This window comes from Gemmiger formicilis (genome assembly GCF_016901605.1).
GTDB classification, from domain to species: domain Bacteria; phylum Bacillota; class Clostridia; order Oscillospirales; family Ruminococcaceae; genus Gemmiger; species Gemmiger formicilis_B.
The window spans coordinates 1-15,193 of record NZ_JACJKP010000054.1; the positions used below are offsets into that span (position 1 = coordinate 1).

The following is a 15,193-nucleotide window of genomic DNA, read 5'->3' on the forward strand; positions in this document are numbered from 1 at the left end:
CATCGGACATGGGGGAAACCAGAACCGCCGCAACAGCGGGGAACAGCGTCCCGATGCCGGCCTGGCGGCAGAAATACCAGCAGGATGCCAGCATGCACAGCAGGATGATGGCGGTGCCGATGGTACGTACCTGCAGCCAGTTATCAAACAGGAAAAACAGCGGGGTAAATACCCAATGATTGTGAAAGACGTGCAGTTCGGTGGAGTAGAACCAGTTGGTGGAAAGCAGCGCGTGCTCTTTTCGCAAAAGATAACTCAGCACAAGGTCGCTGCTCATGTCGGAGTCCAGCAGGTAGTACATCCGGCCCTGAATCACCTGCCATCCGCGCAGGCAGACAAAAATCAGACAGGCCCAGGAAAACAACATCCAGGCATAGTGCCACTTCTTTTCCCGCTGAAGGGGCGGCAGCCGCAGCGAAATCCGCGGTTTGCATAGAGACAGGGAAGGCATAATTGACTGACTCCTTTTTCTTTCGCCGCCATGGGGCCGGAAAAAAGCGGTACCGGCGGCGTTACATCCATACAACAAACAAAGGTATTATAGCATACGTAACCGGAAAACTGCAATCACAGGGCATTATATCTGGGAGCGCAGCCTGTCAGGCGCAGGCAGTTTGAAACTGCGATGGAACAATTCCACCAGCCCTTCCCGCTGCATGCGCCCCAACTCCCGGCAAAGGGCGCTGCGGTCACAGTTCAGGTAGGAAGCCAGTTCGGTGCGTGTCAAGGTAGTGGAGAAGGTGTCGGCACCGGCTTCCTCCCGCTGTTCCAGCAGCCACAAACAGATGCGGCCGCGCAGGGTCTTGCAGCACAGCAGTTCCAGGCGGCGGTCCAGGGCAAAGTATTTGCCGCTGATGGTTTCCAGCCAGTTTTGCAGCAGCTGCAGGTGAGCAGGGTGCAAAGCGCCGCAGGGACGCAGCAGGAACTCACAGGGCAGGTACAGAATCAGGCAGGCAGAAGCGGCGCTTACATTCACGGGACTTTTGTTGCGGCTGCCGGCCAGAACGTCGGCAAAAACGCCGCCGGGCCCCATGCGGGTCATCACCACGGCGGTGCCGTCGGGCATGGGTTTGGCGGCAATGATCTCGCCTTCCAGTACCAAACCTACTTCATGGGTCTCGTACCCTGCCAGCAGCAGCAATTCACCGCGGTCATAATGGCGCGTCCGTGGCGAAAAGCACTGCATCAGGATGTCCAGCGACTGGTCATCCATATTTCGGAACAGGCTGGTGCGGCGCAGAACCTCGTAATACGGTGTGTAATCCATGGAATCCCTCTCTGCAACGGTTGTTGCCTGTGCAACAGACAATTTTGTAACATTATAGTATAGTGGTGCCGCAAATGCAATAAGGAGGAATCACAGTATGATGTTCAAACGGATTTTGTCTGCTGTTACGGCAGCAGCTTTGTGTGTGGCGCTGGCGGGCTGCGGCTCGAGTGCCACTTCTTCGTCCTCGCAGGCGGCCACGGCGGAATCTGCGCCGGCTGTCACGCCTGCCCCGGAAGCAACGGCCAGCCCGGAAACTGCGGCCGAAGGCCTGCGTGTGGCCGGTCTGAAAGGCCCCACCACCATGGGTCTTGTGAACCTGATGAACAGCGAGGAAGGTGCCGACTACACCTTTACCATGTATGGTGCGGCGGATGAGATCGTGCCGCTGCTGGTCAAAGGCGAACTGGATGCTGCAGCCATTCCGGCCAATCTGGCGGCCACTCTGTACCAGAAGACCAACGGTGCGGTGGAAGTTGCCTGCGTGAACACGCTGGGCGTTCTGTATATTCTGGAAAACGGCGACAGTGTCCAGTCTGTGGCGGACCTGAAGGGCCAGACCATCGTGACCACCGGCAAGGGCACCACGCCGGAGTATGTGCTGCGCTATGTATTGAGCCAGAACGGCATCGATCCCGATGCGGATGTGACCATCGAATACTGCAGCGAAGCCACCGAAGCCCTCAGCCAGGTGCAGGCAGGGCAGGCCACGATCGCCATGCTGCCTCAGCCCTTTGTGACCAGTGCGTTGTCCCAGGTGGAGGGCCTGCGTGTGGCGCTGGATATGAACGATGAATGGGAGAAAGTGGCCGGTTCCCAGCTGGTGACCGGTGTGCTGGTGGTTCGCAAGGACGCTGTGGAAGCCGATCCTGATGCCTTTACCACTTTCCTGGACGGATATGCTGCCAGTGTGGAAGCTGCCAACACGGATCTGGAAGGCACGGCAGCTCTGTGCGAGAGCTACGGTATTGTTGCCAAAGCCGCTCTGGCCCAGAAGGCCCTGCCGGAGTGCAACATTGTGTTTGAAACTGGTGAGCAGATGAAGACCGACCTGGTAAACTACTTCCAGGTGCTTTACGATGCCGACCCCGCCAGCGTGGGCGGTGCGCTGCCCGGCGACGATTTCTACTATGGTCTCTGATCGCCGCGGGCGGTTGATCGCCATTGCCGTGTGGGTGGTGGTATGGCAGATTGCCGCCATGACCCTGGGGCACGGCGGTCTGTTCCTGGCTACTCCGGTGCAGACGCTGACAGCACTGGGACAGCTGCTGCCTACGGCGGCTTTCTGGCACCGTATCGCCTTCAGCGCTTTGCGCATCCTGGCCGGTTTTATGCTGGCAGTGGCCGGTGGGCTGCTGTTGGGCGCTGCCGGCTCCCGCTGGCGAAGTGTTCGGGTCTTTGTAGACCCCATCATGCAGCTGATCCGGGCTATGCCGGTGGCCAGTTTCGTGATCCTGGCCCTGCTGTGGGTCAGCGGTGAGAATCTTTCGGTGGTGGTCAGCTTTACCCATGTGCTGCCGGTTGTGTATGCGGGGGTACTGGCCGGTATTGCCGATACCGACCCCCAGCTGCTGGAAATGGCGCGTGTTTACCGGTTGCCCTGGATCGCCCGTCTGCGTTATATCTGGCTGCCGGGAATCTTTCCGTCTTTTTGCGAAAGCTGTATCGCCGCTATGGGAATGTGCTGGAAAAGCGGTGTCTCCGCCGAGGTCATCGGCCTGCCGGATCATTCGGTGGGGGATGCTCTCTACCGTGCCAAAATCACCCTGTCCACCCCCGATGTGTTCGCCTGGACGCTGGTGATCGTGGTACTGTCGGCGCTTTTGTCGGCCGTGGCGGCCCGGTTGCTGCGCGCCGCCAAAGTACGGCTTTGTGGGGAGGTGCGGTCATGAGTATCATTATCCGGGATCTCTGCAAACGCTTTGACGGCAAGACCGTACTGGACCATTTTTCCTGGGAAGTGAACGGCCCTGTGGTACTTATGGGGCCCTCCGGCTGTGGCAAGACCACGCTGCTGCGTATCCTGATGGGGCTGGAAACACCGGATATCGGAACGGTCAGCGGCGTGGGACATATAGCGGCGGTTTTTCAGGAAGACCGCCTTTGTCCGCAGCTGACGGCGGGGAACAATCTGGTGCTGGCAGGCCACGGCCTGACCTTGCGCCAGGCCGAAACGGAACTGCGAGCGCTGGGCTTTGCAGAAAGCGATTTGGCACTGCCGGCAGGCAAACTGTCCGGCGGGCAGAAACGCCGTGCCGCATTGCTGCGGGCGCTGTTGTGCCAGGATGCCGACACCCTGTTCATGGATGAACCGTTTACCGGCATGGATGCCGAACTGGTTGCCCAGGCTGCTGCGGCTACCGTTCGGCTGACGGGCAACCGCCCGGCGGTTCTGGTCACCCATGACGAAACCGCTGCCCGGCTGCTGGGCTGGCCGGTACGGAAATTTTTGGAATCATAAACACAAAGCGTGGACCGCCTTTACCGGCAGTCCACGCTTTGTTGTTTTATAGCAGTGCCTCCAGAATCGCGTTTTGTACCACCATCCCGGCGGGGGTCAGCTGCAATCGCTTTTCATCAAACAGGGCATAGCCGGCAGCAACGCAGTGACGCAGAAAGTCAAGCTGCGGTTTGGTAAAATGGCCACCCCATCGAGCGTATTCTTCCAGATCCAGCCCACGGTTCAACCGCAGCTGCATCAGAAGGAAATCTTCGACATCGCAGACGCCTTCTTTTTCCTCCACAGCGGAACCAGCGATAAAACTGTGAACATCGTCCGGCCAAAAACGCCGCACCCCGTCCAGACAGCTGTGGGCAGCGGGACCGACACCCCAGTAATCCCGGCAATTCCAGTACAGCAGATTGTGCCGACCTTCGTGGCCGGGGTGGGCAAAGTTGCTGATCTCATACTGGCGGTAGCCGGCTTCGGCCAGCCGACGGACAGCGTAAAGGTAGAAGTCGGCTGCATCGTCCGCATCGGGCAGCCCTTCTGGCGGAAATTTGGCAAAAGCCGTGCCCGGCTCGATCTTCAGCAGATAGGCCGAAATGTGGGTACAGCCCCCTTGCTGCAGCAGGTCCAGGGTGGCATCAAACTCGGCGTTGGTATAGTGGGGCAGTGCCAGCATGATATCCCCGCAAATTTCCGGAAATCCGGCTTCCCGGGCCATACGCAGCGCTTCCGCTGCACCGGCGGCCGTATGAGTGCGGCCCAGACGGCGCAGCTGGGCATCGTCGGCGCTTTGCACACCAAAACTAATCCGGGTGACGCCGGCTTCCCGGAATCCCAGCAGGCTTTCCCGGGTGACAGTATCAGGGTTTGCTTCCAGGGTGATTTCGGCCCCTGGCAGCGGGGCGGCCGCCTGCACCAGGGACGACACCTGCGCAGGGGAGAGCAGCGCCGGAGTACCGCCGCCAAAATAGAGGGTATCGGGGCGGCGGGCGTTCTTTTTCAGTTCCCGCAGCAGGGCGCTTACGTAGGCCTGCGGCACCGCACGGGTCCCCGGCGCGGAATAGAAATCACAGTACCGGCACTTGGATTTGCAGTAGGGGATGTGGAGATAAATACCAAAAGAATCCATTCTTGACTTTTTTCTCCTTCTATAGGATACTGTTAACAGGTACTTCATAAATTTGTGATGGTTTTCACATCTTTTATGGCTATAATACCGTATTAAGAAAGGGGAATCAACCATGTACCAAAATTACAATGACATTTCTTACGCAGAGAGCCCGTTTGGCACCCTGAATCAGTATATGACCAAAACCTTCGGCTGGATGTTTGCCGGCCTGTTGGTAACTTTCGCCACCGGCATTGCCACGGTTGTCAGCGGCCTCATCGTTCCGCTGGTCACTACCGGCCTGATCTATGCCGCCATTATCGGTGAACTGGTGCTGGTGTTTGTGTTGTCCGGCCGGATCACCAAGATCCAGCCTTCTACCGCTACCGGTCTTTTCTTCCTGTATGCGGTGCTCAACGGCATGAACCTGTCCACCATTTTCCTGGTGTACGACCTGGGCAGCCTGGTGCTGGCTTTCCTGGTGGGTGCGGTTTACTTCGGCGTGATGGCTGTGTACGGTGCCGCTACCCAGAAAGACCTGACCGGCTGGGGTCCCAAACTGCTGGGCGGTCTGATCGCAATGCTGGTTTGCTCTTTGGTGGGCAGCTTCTTCAGCCTGTTTGGCATGAGCTTCGGTGTGCTGGATCTGGTCCTGTGCGCAGTAGGCCTGCTGATTTTCATGGGCCTGACGGCTTACGATACACAGATGCTCAAGCATCACTACGCTTACTTTGGCGGGGATGCGGCTATGCTGCACAAGGCGTCCATCATCGGTGCGCTGAATCTCTATCTGGACTTTATCAACATCTTCCTGTATATCCTGCGTATGGTCGGCCGCCGCAACGACTGATCTGCCGCTAAAGGGGGGGCTTCGGCCCCTCCTTTTTTGTGTCACCCCGGCCTTGACAAATTACGGCGGGCTGGGTATACTGATATTCGTATTGATAAAACACAATGACGGAGAAAGTACGCGCGGGCCTTTTGGGCCAGAGAGGGCGGTCACCGGCTGTAAGCCGCCTGCAAAACACCCGCGGGGAAGTTCGCTCCCGAGTGGTGCGCGGGAACCGCTGTACAAACAGCTCAGTAGCGCGCAACGGCCCCTGCACCGTTACCGGCAGACAAAGAGCGCCGCATACTGGTATGCGGAACACGGGTGGTACCGCGGAGTTTTGAATGACCAAGGCTTCGTCCCTGATGATGTGCAGGGACGAGGCCTTTTTTATATGCCCCGCCCCGGAACAAGCGGAGGTGTACTATGGAAGAAAAAATCAAAGAATTGCGCGCCGCCATCGAACAGGCGGGTGCAGCCGTCACCAGCGAGGCGGAACTGTCGGAGTTCTGGCAGAAGTTTTTGAGCAAGAACGGCGCTGTGGCCGGGCTGACCAAATCCCTGCGGGACGTTCCCAAAGAGGATCGCCCTGCCATGGGTAAAACCATCAACGAATTCAAGACCTGGGTCGAGGCACAGTATCAGGCTCTTTCCGCCCAGGTGGAGCAGGCAGCTCTGGCTGCCCGCAATGCAGCGGAAACGGTGGACATCACCATGCCGGCCAAGGTCCGTACCACCGGCAACCTGCATCCGATTACCCTGGTCAAAAACGAGATCGTGGATGCTTTTGCGGGCATGGGCTTTGAAATTTACGAAGGCCCCGAGATCGAGGACGACGACCACAACTTCACCCGGCTGAACGTGCCCAAGAATCATCCCGCGCGCGATATGCAGGATACCTTCTATGTGGCCGAGGATATCGTACTGCGCACCCAGACCAGCGGCGGCCAGATCCGCGTCATGGATATGGAAAAGCCGCCCATCAAGGTGCTGGTGCCGGGCCGCGTGTTCCGTTCCGACTCCGACGCCACCCACAGCCCCATGTTCCATCAGATGGAAGGCCTGGTTGTGGACAAGGGCATCACGCTGTGCGACCTGCAGGGCATGCTGGATAAGTTCGTCCAGGCACTGTTTGGCCCCGAGGTAAAGACCCGGCTGCGTCCTTCCTACTTCCCGTTCACCGAACCCAGCGTGGAAGTGGACGTTTCCTGCTTTGCCTGCGGCGGCAAGGGCTGCCCGCTGTGCAAGCATACCGGCTGGATCGAAGTTCTGGGTGCCGGCGTGGTGCACCACAGCGTGCTGGAAAACTGCGGCATTGACCCCAAGGTTTACTCCGGCTTTGCCTTCGGCATCGGCATCGAACGTATCGCTATGCTCAAGTACGGCATCAACAACATCGGCCTGATGTTTGAAAACGATCTGCGGTTCCTGAAGCAGTTCGAGGATTGAGAGGGGGAAGTCTGGAATGAAAGTACCATTCAGCTGGTTGAAACAATATGTAGAGATCGATGTTACCGCCCAGGAGCTGGAAACCAAGCTCTTTGACTGCGGTTTTGAAGTGGAGGAACTGATTGACCTTTCCGCCGAGATCGATAAGGTAGTTGTGGGCGTTGTGACCGAGTGTGTTCCGCAGGAAGGCACCCACCTGCACATCTGCAAGGTGGATTGCGGCGACTACGGCCACGATATCCAGATCTCCACCGGTGCATCCAACGTTTACGCGGGCATGCATACCGCTGCCGCCCTGGACGGTTCCACGCTGCCCGGCGGTATCAAGATCAAGGCCAAGCCCCTGATGGGTGTGGAGTCCAACGGCATGCTCTGCAGCGGCGAAGAACTGGGGCTGAACGATGACCTGTACCCCGGTTCTGAAGTGTATGGTCTGCTGGACCTGCCCAAGGATACCGTGCCTGGTACCCCCATTCAGCAGGTGGTGGGGCTCGACGATTATATCTTCGACATCGCCGTAACCTCCAACCGTCCCGACTGCCAGAGCGTCTTGGGCATCGCCCGGGAAGTGGCCGCGGTTCTGGACAAGCCCCTGAAAATGCCTGCCACCGATTACACTGTGTCCGACACGGTGGACCCGCGCCTGTCCATCACGGTGGAAGCGCCGGACCTTTGCCCCCGGTATATCGGTCACTATGTGCATAACATTACCCCCGGACCCTCTCCCCGTTGGATGAAACGTCAGCTGGCTCTGTGCGGCCTGCGCAGCATCTCCAACGTGGTGGATATCACCAACTATGTGATGCTGGAAATCGGCCAGCCCATGCACGCTTTTGATATGGACACTCTGGAAAGCTGCCAGATCATTGTCCGCCGCGCCAAGGACGGGGAAGAGATCACCACCCTGGACGGCAAGGAATTCAAGCTGACCCCCAACAATCTGGTCATCTGCGACGGCAGCAAGCCGGTGGCACTGGCTGGTGTTATGGGCGGCCTGAACAGCGAGATCAAAGACAGCACCACCCAGCTGCTGTTCGAGTCCGCCAAGTTCGCCCGTGATAACATCCGCAAGACCGCCCGCGGCCTGGGCCAGAATACCGATGCCTCCAGCCATTACGAGAAAGGCATCTCGGAGTACACCACCGAGTTGGGCATGGCCCGTGCTCTGCACCTGATTCAGGAGCTGGGCTGCGGCGAAGTCACTGCCAGCCATTTCGACTGCTCCGCCGGTGCCCCGCGTGAGGGCAAAAAGTTCACCGCCACCATCAGCGGCATCAATGCCATCCTGGGCATTACGGTGCCCACCGAGGCCGTGCTGGACATCCTGCGCCGCCTGCAGTTTGAGGTGACGCTGGAAGCAGACGGCGATACCATGCAGGTGGTTGCGCCCCGTTGGCGTGAAGATATCGAAATCGGTGAGCCTGACCTGGCCGAGGAAATCATCCGCGAATACGGCTACGACCATATCAAGCCCACTTTCCTGAAAGCAGCGCAGGTTACCACCGGCGGCCTGACTGCCGACCAGAAGGCCCGCGCCAAGGCCAAGCGTGCCATGTGTGCGCAGGGCTTCTATGAGGCCGAGACCCTGGCTTTCTACGCCGATGCGGACCTGGATATGCTGCACATCGCTCCCGATGCGCCGGAACGTAACGTGATCCGCATCCTCAACCCCATTTCTTCCAACCTGACCATCATGCGGTCGCTGCTGGCGCCGTCCCTGCTGAATGTGGTGGTGGATAACCTGAAGAAGGGCAATGCCGAAGGCCGCCTGTTCGAATTGTCCAACATCTATATTCCCAAACAGCTGCCGATTACCGAACTGCCGGAGGAACGGCTGCACCTGGGCTTCGCCGCTTGGGGCAATGACGAAGATTTCTTCGCGGTCAAAGGCGCGGTGGAAGCTTTGGGTACTGCTTTCGGCACCCAGCTGACGGTAGAACGCGCTACCGATGTGCCTTGGCTGCATCCCGGCATCGCTGCCTACATCCTGTGTGAAGGCCAGCGGGTGGGTGTGTTCGGTAAGCTGGCCAACGATGTGACCGCCGAACTGAAACTGCCCAAGGACAGCCGCAGCAACCAGAACATCTACCTGGGCGAAATTGACTGGCCTGCCTTCCACGCCCTGGTGCCCAAGGCACTGCGCTACACTCCCATCCCCGAACTGGCGCCTGTGCAGCGTGACCTGGCGCTGGTGGCCCCGGAGGAAGCCGAGTGCGGCACTCTGATAGCAGAGATGCAGCGCGCCTGCAAACAGTTGACCAAGGTGGAGCTGTTCGACATCTACCGTGGCGAAAAGCTGGGCGAAGGCAAAAAGAGCATGGCCTTCAGCCTCTACTTCCAGCCGGGTGACAAACCCTTTGCACCGGATGAAGTGGACCGCTTCATCAAAAAGATCCTGGGTAACCTGAAGTTTAAACTGGGCATCGAAATCCGCGAATAATCCGTAATCCAAAGCGTGGTGCGTGATACAAACGCACCGCGCTTTTGTGTTGTCAGGATTGGACCTGTGTACCACTTGAAATTTGCAGGGGAATGGCGTATAGTAGAAATAAATTTGACAAGGGGAAGAAAAACCATGGCCAAAATACGTCGCAATGATGCGCCTTATTACACACAAAAAATACAGACCAACGTAAAACCGGAGCCTTCCGAACCGGCAGCTGAGGAAAAAGTGACCGAAGAGGTACCGGAAGAAGAACCTGCCCGGGAGCAAGAAACCGAGCAGAAAACAGAACCGGATAAGAAGCCGAAAGAGAAAAAGCACAGCAAGGGGAACATTGCCTATACAGTGGCAATGGCGGTTTGCCTGATTGTCTTTCTGGTAAGCGGCGGCATTCTGGTCAAACGGTATTTTGATGACCGCCAGGCAGAAAATGAGTTTGCCGATCTGCAATCCATGATCGATCCCAATGCGCAGGCTACCACGTCGGGTGAATCCAACAGTGCCAAGTTTGCCGCTTTGCGGGAAAAGAACAGTGACTTTATAGGCTGGATCTCCATCGAGGATACCAGTCTGGATTTCCCGGTGATGTATGCCCCCGACAACAAGGATTTCTATCTGCGCCATAATTTCTATAAGGAATACAGCGTGTACGGTGTGCCTTATCTGGATGAAAAAACCACCTTGGGGGCCAACGATCAGAGCGAAAACCTTGTGATTTACGGTCACAACATGAAGACCGGCACCATCTTTGGCTGCCTGACCGGGTATAAGGATGCATCCTATTATTCTGAACATCCCTACATCGACTTCGATACCGTTTACGGGGATGGGCAGTATGAAGTGTTTGCGGCATTCTCCATCGACGTGGTGGAGGATACCAGCTTTGTCTATAATCAGTACATCGACATGGATGAATCCACCTACAATGCCTATGTGGATGAAGTGATCAAACGCAGCGATGTGGACAGTGGTATCCGCCCCAGTTACGGGGAACAGCTGCTGACGCTCTCCACCTGCGAATATTCCAGCGACAACGGCCGGTATGTAGTGGTGGCCCGTCGGGTGGAAGATTAAAAAAACAAAATATTTTCAGTATATACCTAAGAAACTTTTGTAAACACACGGAAAACGATCTCCGAGAGGGTTTCAGACTTGCCGTTGCTTGCAAAGTGTGGTATGCTGAATAACGCGCGAGGACTCATAAGGTTCTTTATGGTGTAAGAAACCGGAAAGGGAGAATGCGCGCGGCGGGCGGCTGTTGCCCTTGACGGCCGCCCGCTTTTTTATAGATACGGGTGGACATTTGTCCTCAAATCGAATATACTGGTAAATAGTTATCGCAAATTCAGAGCAAGAAACCTAAAGTGATAGAGAAAAAACGTCCAACAGGGAGGGTATGCCAATGTGTGGAATCGTAGGGTTTACGGGTGCGGCGCAGGCCGCGCCGATCTTACTGGACGGACTGGCCAAGTTGGAGTATCGCGGCTATGATTCGGCCGGTTTGGCGGTGCAGAATGCCGCCGGCAAAATCGAAGTTGTCAAGGCCAAAGGACGCCTGAAAGTATTGCATGAAATGACCGATGGCGGCAATGCCGTTCCCGGCAGCTGCGGCATCGGCCATACGCGTTGGGCTACCCACGGGGAACCGTCGGTGGTCAACGCGCACCCGCATTATTCCCGCAATCAAAAAATCGCGGTGGTGCATAATGGCATCATCGAAAATTATCTGGAAATCAAGGAACGTCTGGTCAACCGCGGCTACAATTTTGTGTCCCAGACCGATACCGAGGTAGTGGCCCAGCTGCTGGACTTCTACTATACCGGGGAGTCTGCCGGTGATGCGCTGGACGCCATTGCCCGCATGATGCTGCATGTGCGCGGCTCTTATGCGCTGGGGATTTTGTTTGCGGACCAGCCGGGGACGCTGTACGCCGTCCGCAAGGACAGCCCCCTGATCGTGGGCCGCTGCGAAAACGGTTCCATCATCGCTTCCGACGTCCCGGCACTTTTGAAGTACACCCGTACGGTCTACTACATTGACAATCTGGAAATCGCGCGCCTGACGCCCGACTCCATCTCCTTCTTCAACGTGGACAAAGAACCCGTGGAGCACGAGACCACCACCATCGAATGGGATGCCGAAGCAGCTGAAAAGGGCGGCTATGAGCATTTCATGATGAAGGAGATTCATGAACAGCCTGCTGCCGTGCGGGATACCATCTCGCCGCGCCTGAAAGACGGTAAGATTGATCTTTCGGAACTGGCACTGGACGAGGAGGCAATCCGCAATGTGCGCCGGGTGTACATCATCGGCTGCGGCTCGGCCTACCATGTGGGGATGGCCGCCCGTTATGTCTTTGAAAGCCTGGCCCGCCTGCCGGTAGAGGTGGATGTGGCCAGCGAGTTCCGTTACCGTGACCCGGTGCTGGAACAGGATTCTCTGGCATTGGTCATCAGCCAGAGCGGCGAAACCGCCGATACCTTGGCCGCGCTGCGCCTGTGCAAGGAGCGTGGAGTGCGGACCATCGGCATTGTCAACGTGGTAGGTTCCAGCATTGCCCGGGAAGCCGATGCCACCATGTACACCTGGGCCGGCCCGGAAATTTCGGTGGCCACCACCAAGGCTTACAGCACCCAGCTGGCAGCCTGCTACCTGTTGGCTACGGAATTTGCCCGGGTACGCGGTACGCTGGCGGAGGGTCAGTATGAAAACCTGATTGCCGAAATGGAAGCCCTGCCCGATAAGATTGAAAAGATTCTGGCGGACAAAGAGCGCATCCAGTGGTTTGCCAGCAAGTATGCCAACGCCAAAGACGCCTTTTTCATCGGCCGCGGTCTGGACTATGCCGTGGCACTGGAAGGCAGCCTGAAATTCAAGGAAATCAGCTACATCCACTCCGAAGCGTTTGCGGCGGGGGAGATGAAGCACGGCCCCATTTCTCTGGTAGAAAACGGCACCCTGGTGGTGGGTATCCTGACCCAGCCGGACCTGTTTGAAAAGAGCGTTTCCAATATGGTGGAAGTCAAGAGCCGCGGTGCTTTCCTGATGGGCTTGACCACCTACGGCAATTACAGCATTGAGGATACGGCCGGGTTTACCGTGTATGTGCCCAAAACCGATCCGCACTTTGCCACCAGCCTGGCGGTCATTCCGCTGCAGCTGCTGGCCTACTATGTAAGCTGTGCCAAAGGTCTGGATGTGGATAAACCGCGCAATCTGGCCAAGAGCGTGACAGTCGAATAAAATATGGCTGACTGATTTACCAAAATTTACTGCCGATTTTTGGGCAGTATATGCCCCGTTTGCCTCGTTTGTCGCAAGACAAACGGGGCAGACCTGTGTTATAATACATTTATATACAGGAACTTTGAAAATCTTTTAAGAGGATCATAGATTCATGCAACAGGATTCAAAACAAATTATCAAAGGATTGCCCCGGCGCCTCCTTTTGATGCTGCTCGACTGCGGGCTGATTGTATTTTGCTATTGGCTGGCGGTTATGCTGCGCTTTGACAGCGGTGAAGCCTACCAGCGTGCGGAGATTCTGCGCGCCATGGCGCCCATGCTGTATTATGTATTGCCCATCTATATGATCGTATTCTGGTTTGGCGGATTGTACGAGATTATGTGGGAGTATGCCGGTATGCGGGACCTGGCCCGTCTGACCTGTCTTTCGGGTCTGGCTACCGGTCTGATCATGCTGTTTGATCTGTTCTACCGCAGCCGCCCCATCAGCGGTTCGGTGCTGATTTTCGGTGCCGTATTCAACACCGCAGCCATTGCCGGGGTACGCTTCCTATGGCGACTGATCAAAACGGTGCGGGATACCCGTGCCAATAAGCCGGAAAACCAGACCCCGCTGTTGATCGTGGGCGCCGGCAACGCCGGTGCGTGGGCGGTCAACCTGTGTAAAAACAAGAACCAGAGTTTCGGCAACCCCATCTGCATTGTGGACGATGACCTGACCAAAAAGGGCCTTCGGGTGCAGGGCGTACCGGTGCGCGGTACCATCTCGGACATTCCGGAGCTGGTCCGCAAATACCACATTATGGAGATCGTCATTGCCATCACCACCCTGAAAGGTGACCGGCTGAGCGAGATCATCAATCTGTGCAACTCCACGCACTGCCGTGTACGGATGTTGTCCGACCCCCAGGCAGTGGATGATAACGGAAATCCCGTGGCCGCAGGCTTCCGCGAACTGAATACGGCGGACTTCCTCTCCCGGGACGAAATTCAGCTGAATAACGCGCAGATTTCCGAATACCTCCATGACAAGGTCGTGCTGGTAACGGGCGGCGGCGGTTCCATCGGAAGCGAACTCTGCCGGCAGATCATGCGGTACCAGCCGCGCCGGCTGCTGATTTTTGATATCTACGAGAACTGCGCCTATGAGCTGGAAACCGAACTGCGCAACAAATACGGCGCCGATGCCCCGGTGATTACCCTGGTGGGTTCCATTCGGGATATGGAACGGCTGAATGAAGTGTTTGAAACCTATCATCCGTCGGTGGTATTCCATGCGGCTGCCCATAAGCATGTGCCGCTGATGGAGATCAGCCCTGCGGAAGCAGTCAAAAACAACGTGTTCGGCACCAAGAACCTCCTCACGGCGGCAGCCGAACACGGGGTAGAGCGGTTTGTGCAGCTTTCTACCGATAAGGCTGTGAACCCCACCAACGTTATGGGCTGCACCAAGCGTTTGTGTGAGATGCTGATTCAATCCTTTGACAGCGGCACCGATATGAAATGTATGGCGGTTCGCTTCGGCAACGTACTGGGCAGCCATGGCAGTGTTATTCCTCTGTTTGAAGAACAGATCAAGCGGGGAGGTCCGGTCACCATCACTCACCCGGAGATCGTGCGTTATTTCATGACCATCACCGAAGCTGCGCAGCTGGTGCTGCAGGCCGGTGGTCTGGCCAAAGGCGGCAGCATCTATGTACTGGATATGGGTGAACCGGTCAAAATCATGGACCTTGCCAACCGTCTGATCCGGTTCTATGGTTACGAACCCGGCGTCAATATGCAGGTCAAGATTACCGGCCTGCGTCCCGGCGAGAAACTCTATGAGGAACTGCTCATGGATACCGAGCAGGACAAGATGCGCAAGACGGCGCACAACAAAATTTTTATTGCGCCGCCCATGAAAATCGACCTGGCCGATTTCTATAATGGCCTGCAGGCACTGCAGGTGGCAGCCCACCATAACGATGATGCGGTGGTGGAATGCCTGCAGCACATGGTACCCAGTTATCATCCCAACCGTCGGGTTCGTGCCGACCATACGGTGGTGGCAGTTACCGGCAATACCGGGCTTTTTTCCAAAGAGGAAGTAGCCAAGCAGATCCTTGAACGACAGGAATCCCAGCCGGCGGCAGAGAAGGGAGAATGAGCACATGTATCAACGCTATATCAAACGTCTGCTGGACTTTGTCCTTTCTCTGGTGGCTGTCATTGTGCTGGCCATCCCCATGGGGATCATTGCCATCTGGATCAAGAGCGATTCTCCCGGTCCGGTTTTCTTCAAACAGCGCCGTGTAGGGCGGGGGAAAAAGCACTTTAATATCCTCAAGTTCCGCACCATGCGCGGGGATACGCCCCACGATGTGCCCACCCACTTGCTGAAAAACGCCGACAGCTATAT

13 protein-coding genes are annotated in these 15,193 nt (G+C 56.8%); 10 read left to right on the plus strand and 3 right to left on the minus strand.

What is annotated here, in order from left to right:
* Positions 1-451, minus strand: a 451-nt coding sequence (locus tag H6B10_RS05970; RefSeq protein ID WP_204650656.1) for a hypothetical protein, incomplete at its 3' end; no start/stop codon positions are given.
* A 126-nt stretch (positions 452-577) separates the two neighbouring features.
* Positions 578-1,267, minus strand: a complete 690-nt coding sequence (locus tag H6B10_RS05975) for a Crp/Fnr family transcriptional regulator (protein ID WP_204650658.1) — start codon at positions 1,265-1,267, stop codon at positions 578-580.
* A gap of 97 nt (positions 1,268-1,364) precedes the next feature.
* Between H6B10_RS05975 and H6B10_RS05980 the strand changes: the two genes are divergently transcribed.
* The 3 genes from H6B10_RS05980 to H6B10_RS05990 are packed head-to-tail and all read left to right on the plus strand — an operon-like array spanning position 1,365 to position 3,728.
* Positions 1,365-2,408, plus strand: a complete 1,044-nt coding sequence (locus tag H6B10_RS05980) for an ABC transporter substrate-binding protein (protein ID WP_204650660.1) — start codon at positions 1,365-1,367, stop codon at positions 2,406-2,408.
* Complete coding sequence (locus tag H6B10_RS05985) at positions 2,347-3,159, plus strand: ABC transporter permease (protein ID WP_243427279.1); 813 nt, start codon at positions 2,347-2,349, stop codon at positions 3,157-3,159. Before H6B10_RS05980 ends, H6B10_RS05985 begins: the two co-directional genes overlap by 62 nt.
* On the plus strand, positions 3,156-3,728 hold the full coding sequence (locus H6B10_RS05990; RefSeq protein WP_204650662.1) for an ATP-binding cassette domain-containing protein: 573 nt from the start codon (positions 3,156-3,158) through the stop codon (positions 3,726-3,728). Before H6B10_RS05985 ends, H6B10_RS05990 begins: the two co-directional genes overlap by 4 nt.
* A gap of 46 nt (positions 3,729-3,774) precedes the next feature.
* On the opposite strand, the gene hemW is transcribed toward H6B10_RS05990, so the two are convergent.
* A complete protein-coding gene (hemW, locus tag H6B10_RS05995; RefSeq protein ID WP_204650663.1) occupies positions 3,775-4,845 on the minus strand; it encodes a radical SAM family heme chaperone HemW in 1,071 nt (356 codons plus the stop codon).
* A gap of 112 nt (positions 4,846-4,957) precedes the next feature.
* On the opposite strand from hemW, the gene H6B10_RS06000 reads away from it, so the two are divergent.
* From H6B10_RS06000 to H6B10_RS06030, 7 genes are all read left to right on the plus strand, one after another.
* The gene (locus tag H6B10_RS06000) at positions 4,958-5,674 is read left to right on the plus strand and encodes a Bax inhibitor-1/YccA family protein (RefSeq protein ID WP_204650665.1); all 717 of its coding nucleotides are present in this window, start codon (positions 4,958-4,960) and stop codon (positions 5,672-5,674) included.
* 405 nt (positions 5,675-6,079) lie between these two features.
* A complete protein-coding gene (gene pheS / locus H6B10_RS06005; protein WP_204650667.1) occupies positions 6,080-7,102 on the plus strand; it encodes a phenylalanine--tRNA ligase subunit alpha in 1,023 nt (340 codons plus the stop codon).
* Between the two features lie 16 nt (positions 7,103-7,118).
* Positions 7,119-9,542, plus strand: a complete 2,424-nt coding sequence (pheT, locus tag H6B10_RS06010) for a phenylalanine--tRNA ligase subunit beta (protein WP_204650669.1) — start codon at positions 7,119-7,121, stop codon at positions 9,540-9,542.
* A 135-nt stretch (positions 9,543-9,677) separates the two neighbouring features.
* Positions 9,678-10,619: a class B sortase gene (gene srtB, locus H6B10_RS06015; RefSeq protein ID WP_204650671.1), complete on the plus strand. Its 942-nt coding sequence runs from the start codon at positions 9,678-9,680 to the stop codon at positions 10,617-10,619.
* Between the two features lie 328 nt (positions 10,620-10,947).
* Positions 10,948-12,789 carry a glutamine--fructose-6-phosphate transaminase (isomerizing) gene (gene glmS, locus H6B10_RS06020; protein WP_204650673.1) on the plus strand — a complete coding sequence of 614 codons (1,842 nt, stop codon included), beginning with the start codon at positions 10,948-10,950 and terminating at the stop codon, positions 12,787-12,789.
* A 208-nt stretch (positions 12,790-12,997) separates the two neighbouring features.
* Positions 12,998-14,941: a polysaccharide biosynthesis protein gene (locus H6B10_RS06025; RefSeq protein WP_243427280.1), complete on the plus strand. Its 1,944-nt coding sequence runs from the start codon at positions 12,998-13,000 to the stop codon at positions 14,939-14,941.
* A 4-nt stretch (positions 14,942-14,945) separates the two neighbouring features.
* A partial coding sequence (locus H6B10_RS06030) for a sugar transferase (RefSeq protein WP_204650677.1) occupies positions 14,946-15,193 on the plus strand: 248 nt, incomplete at its 3' end.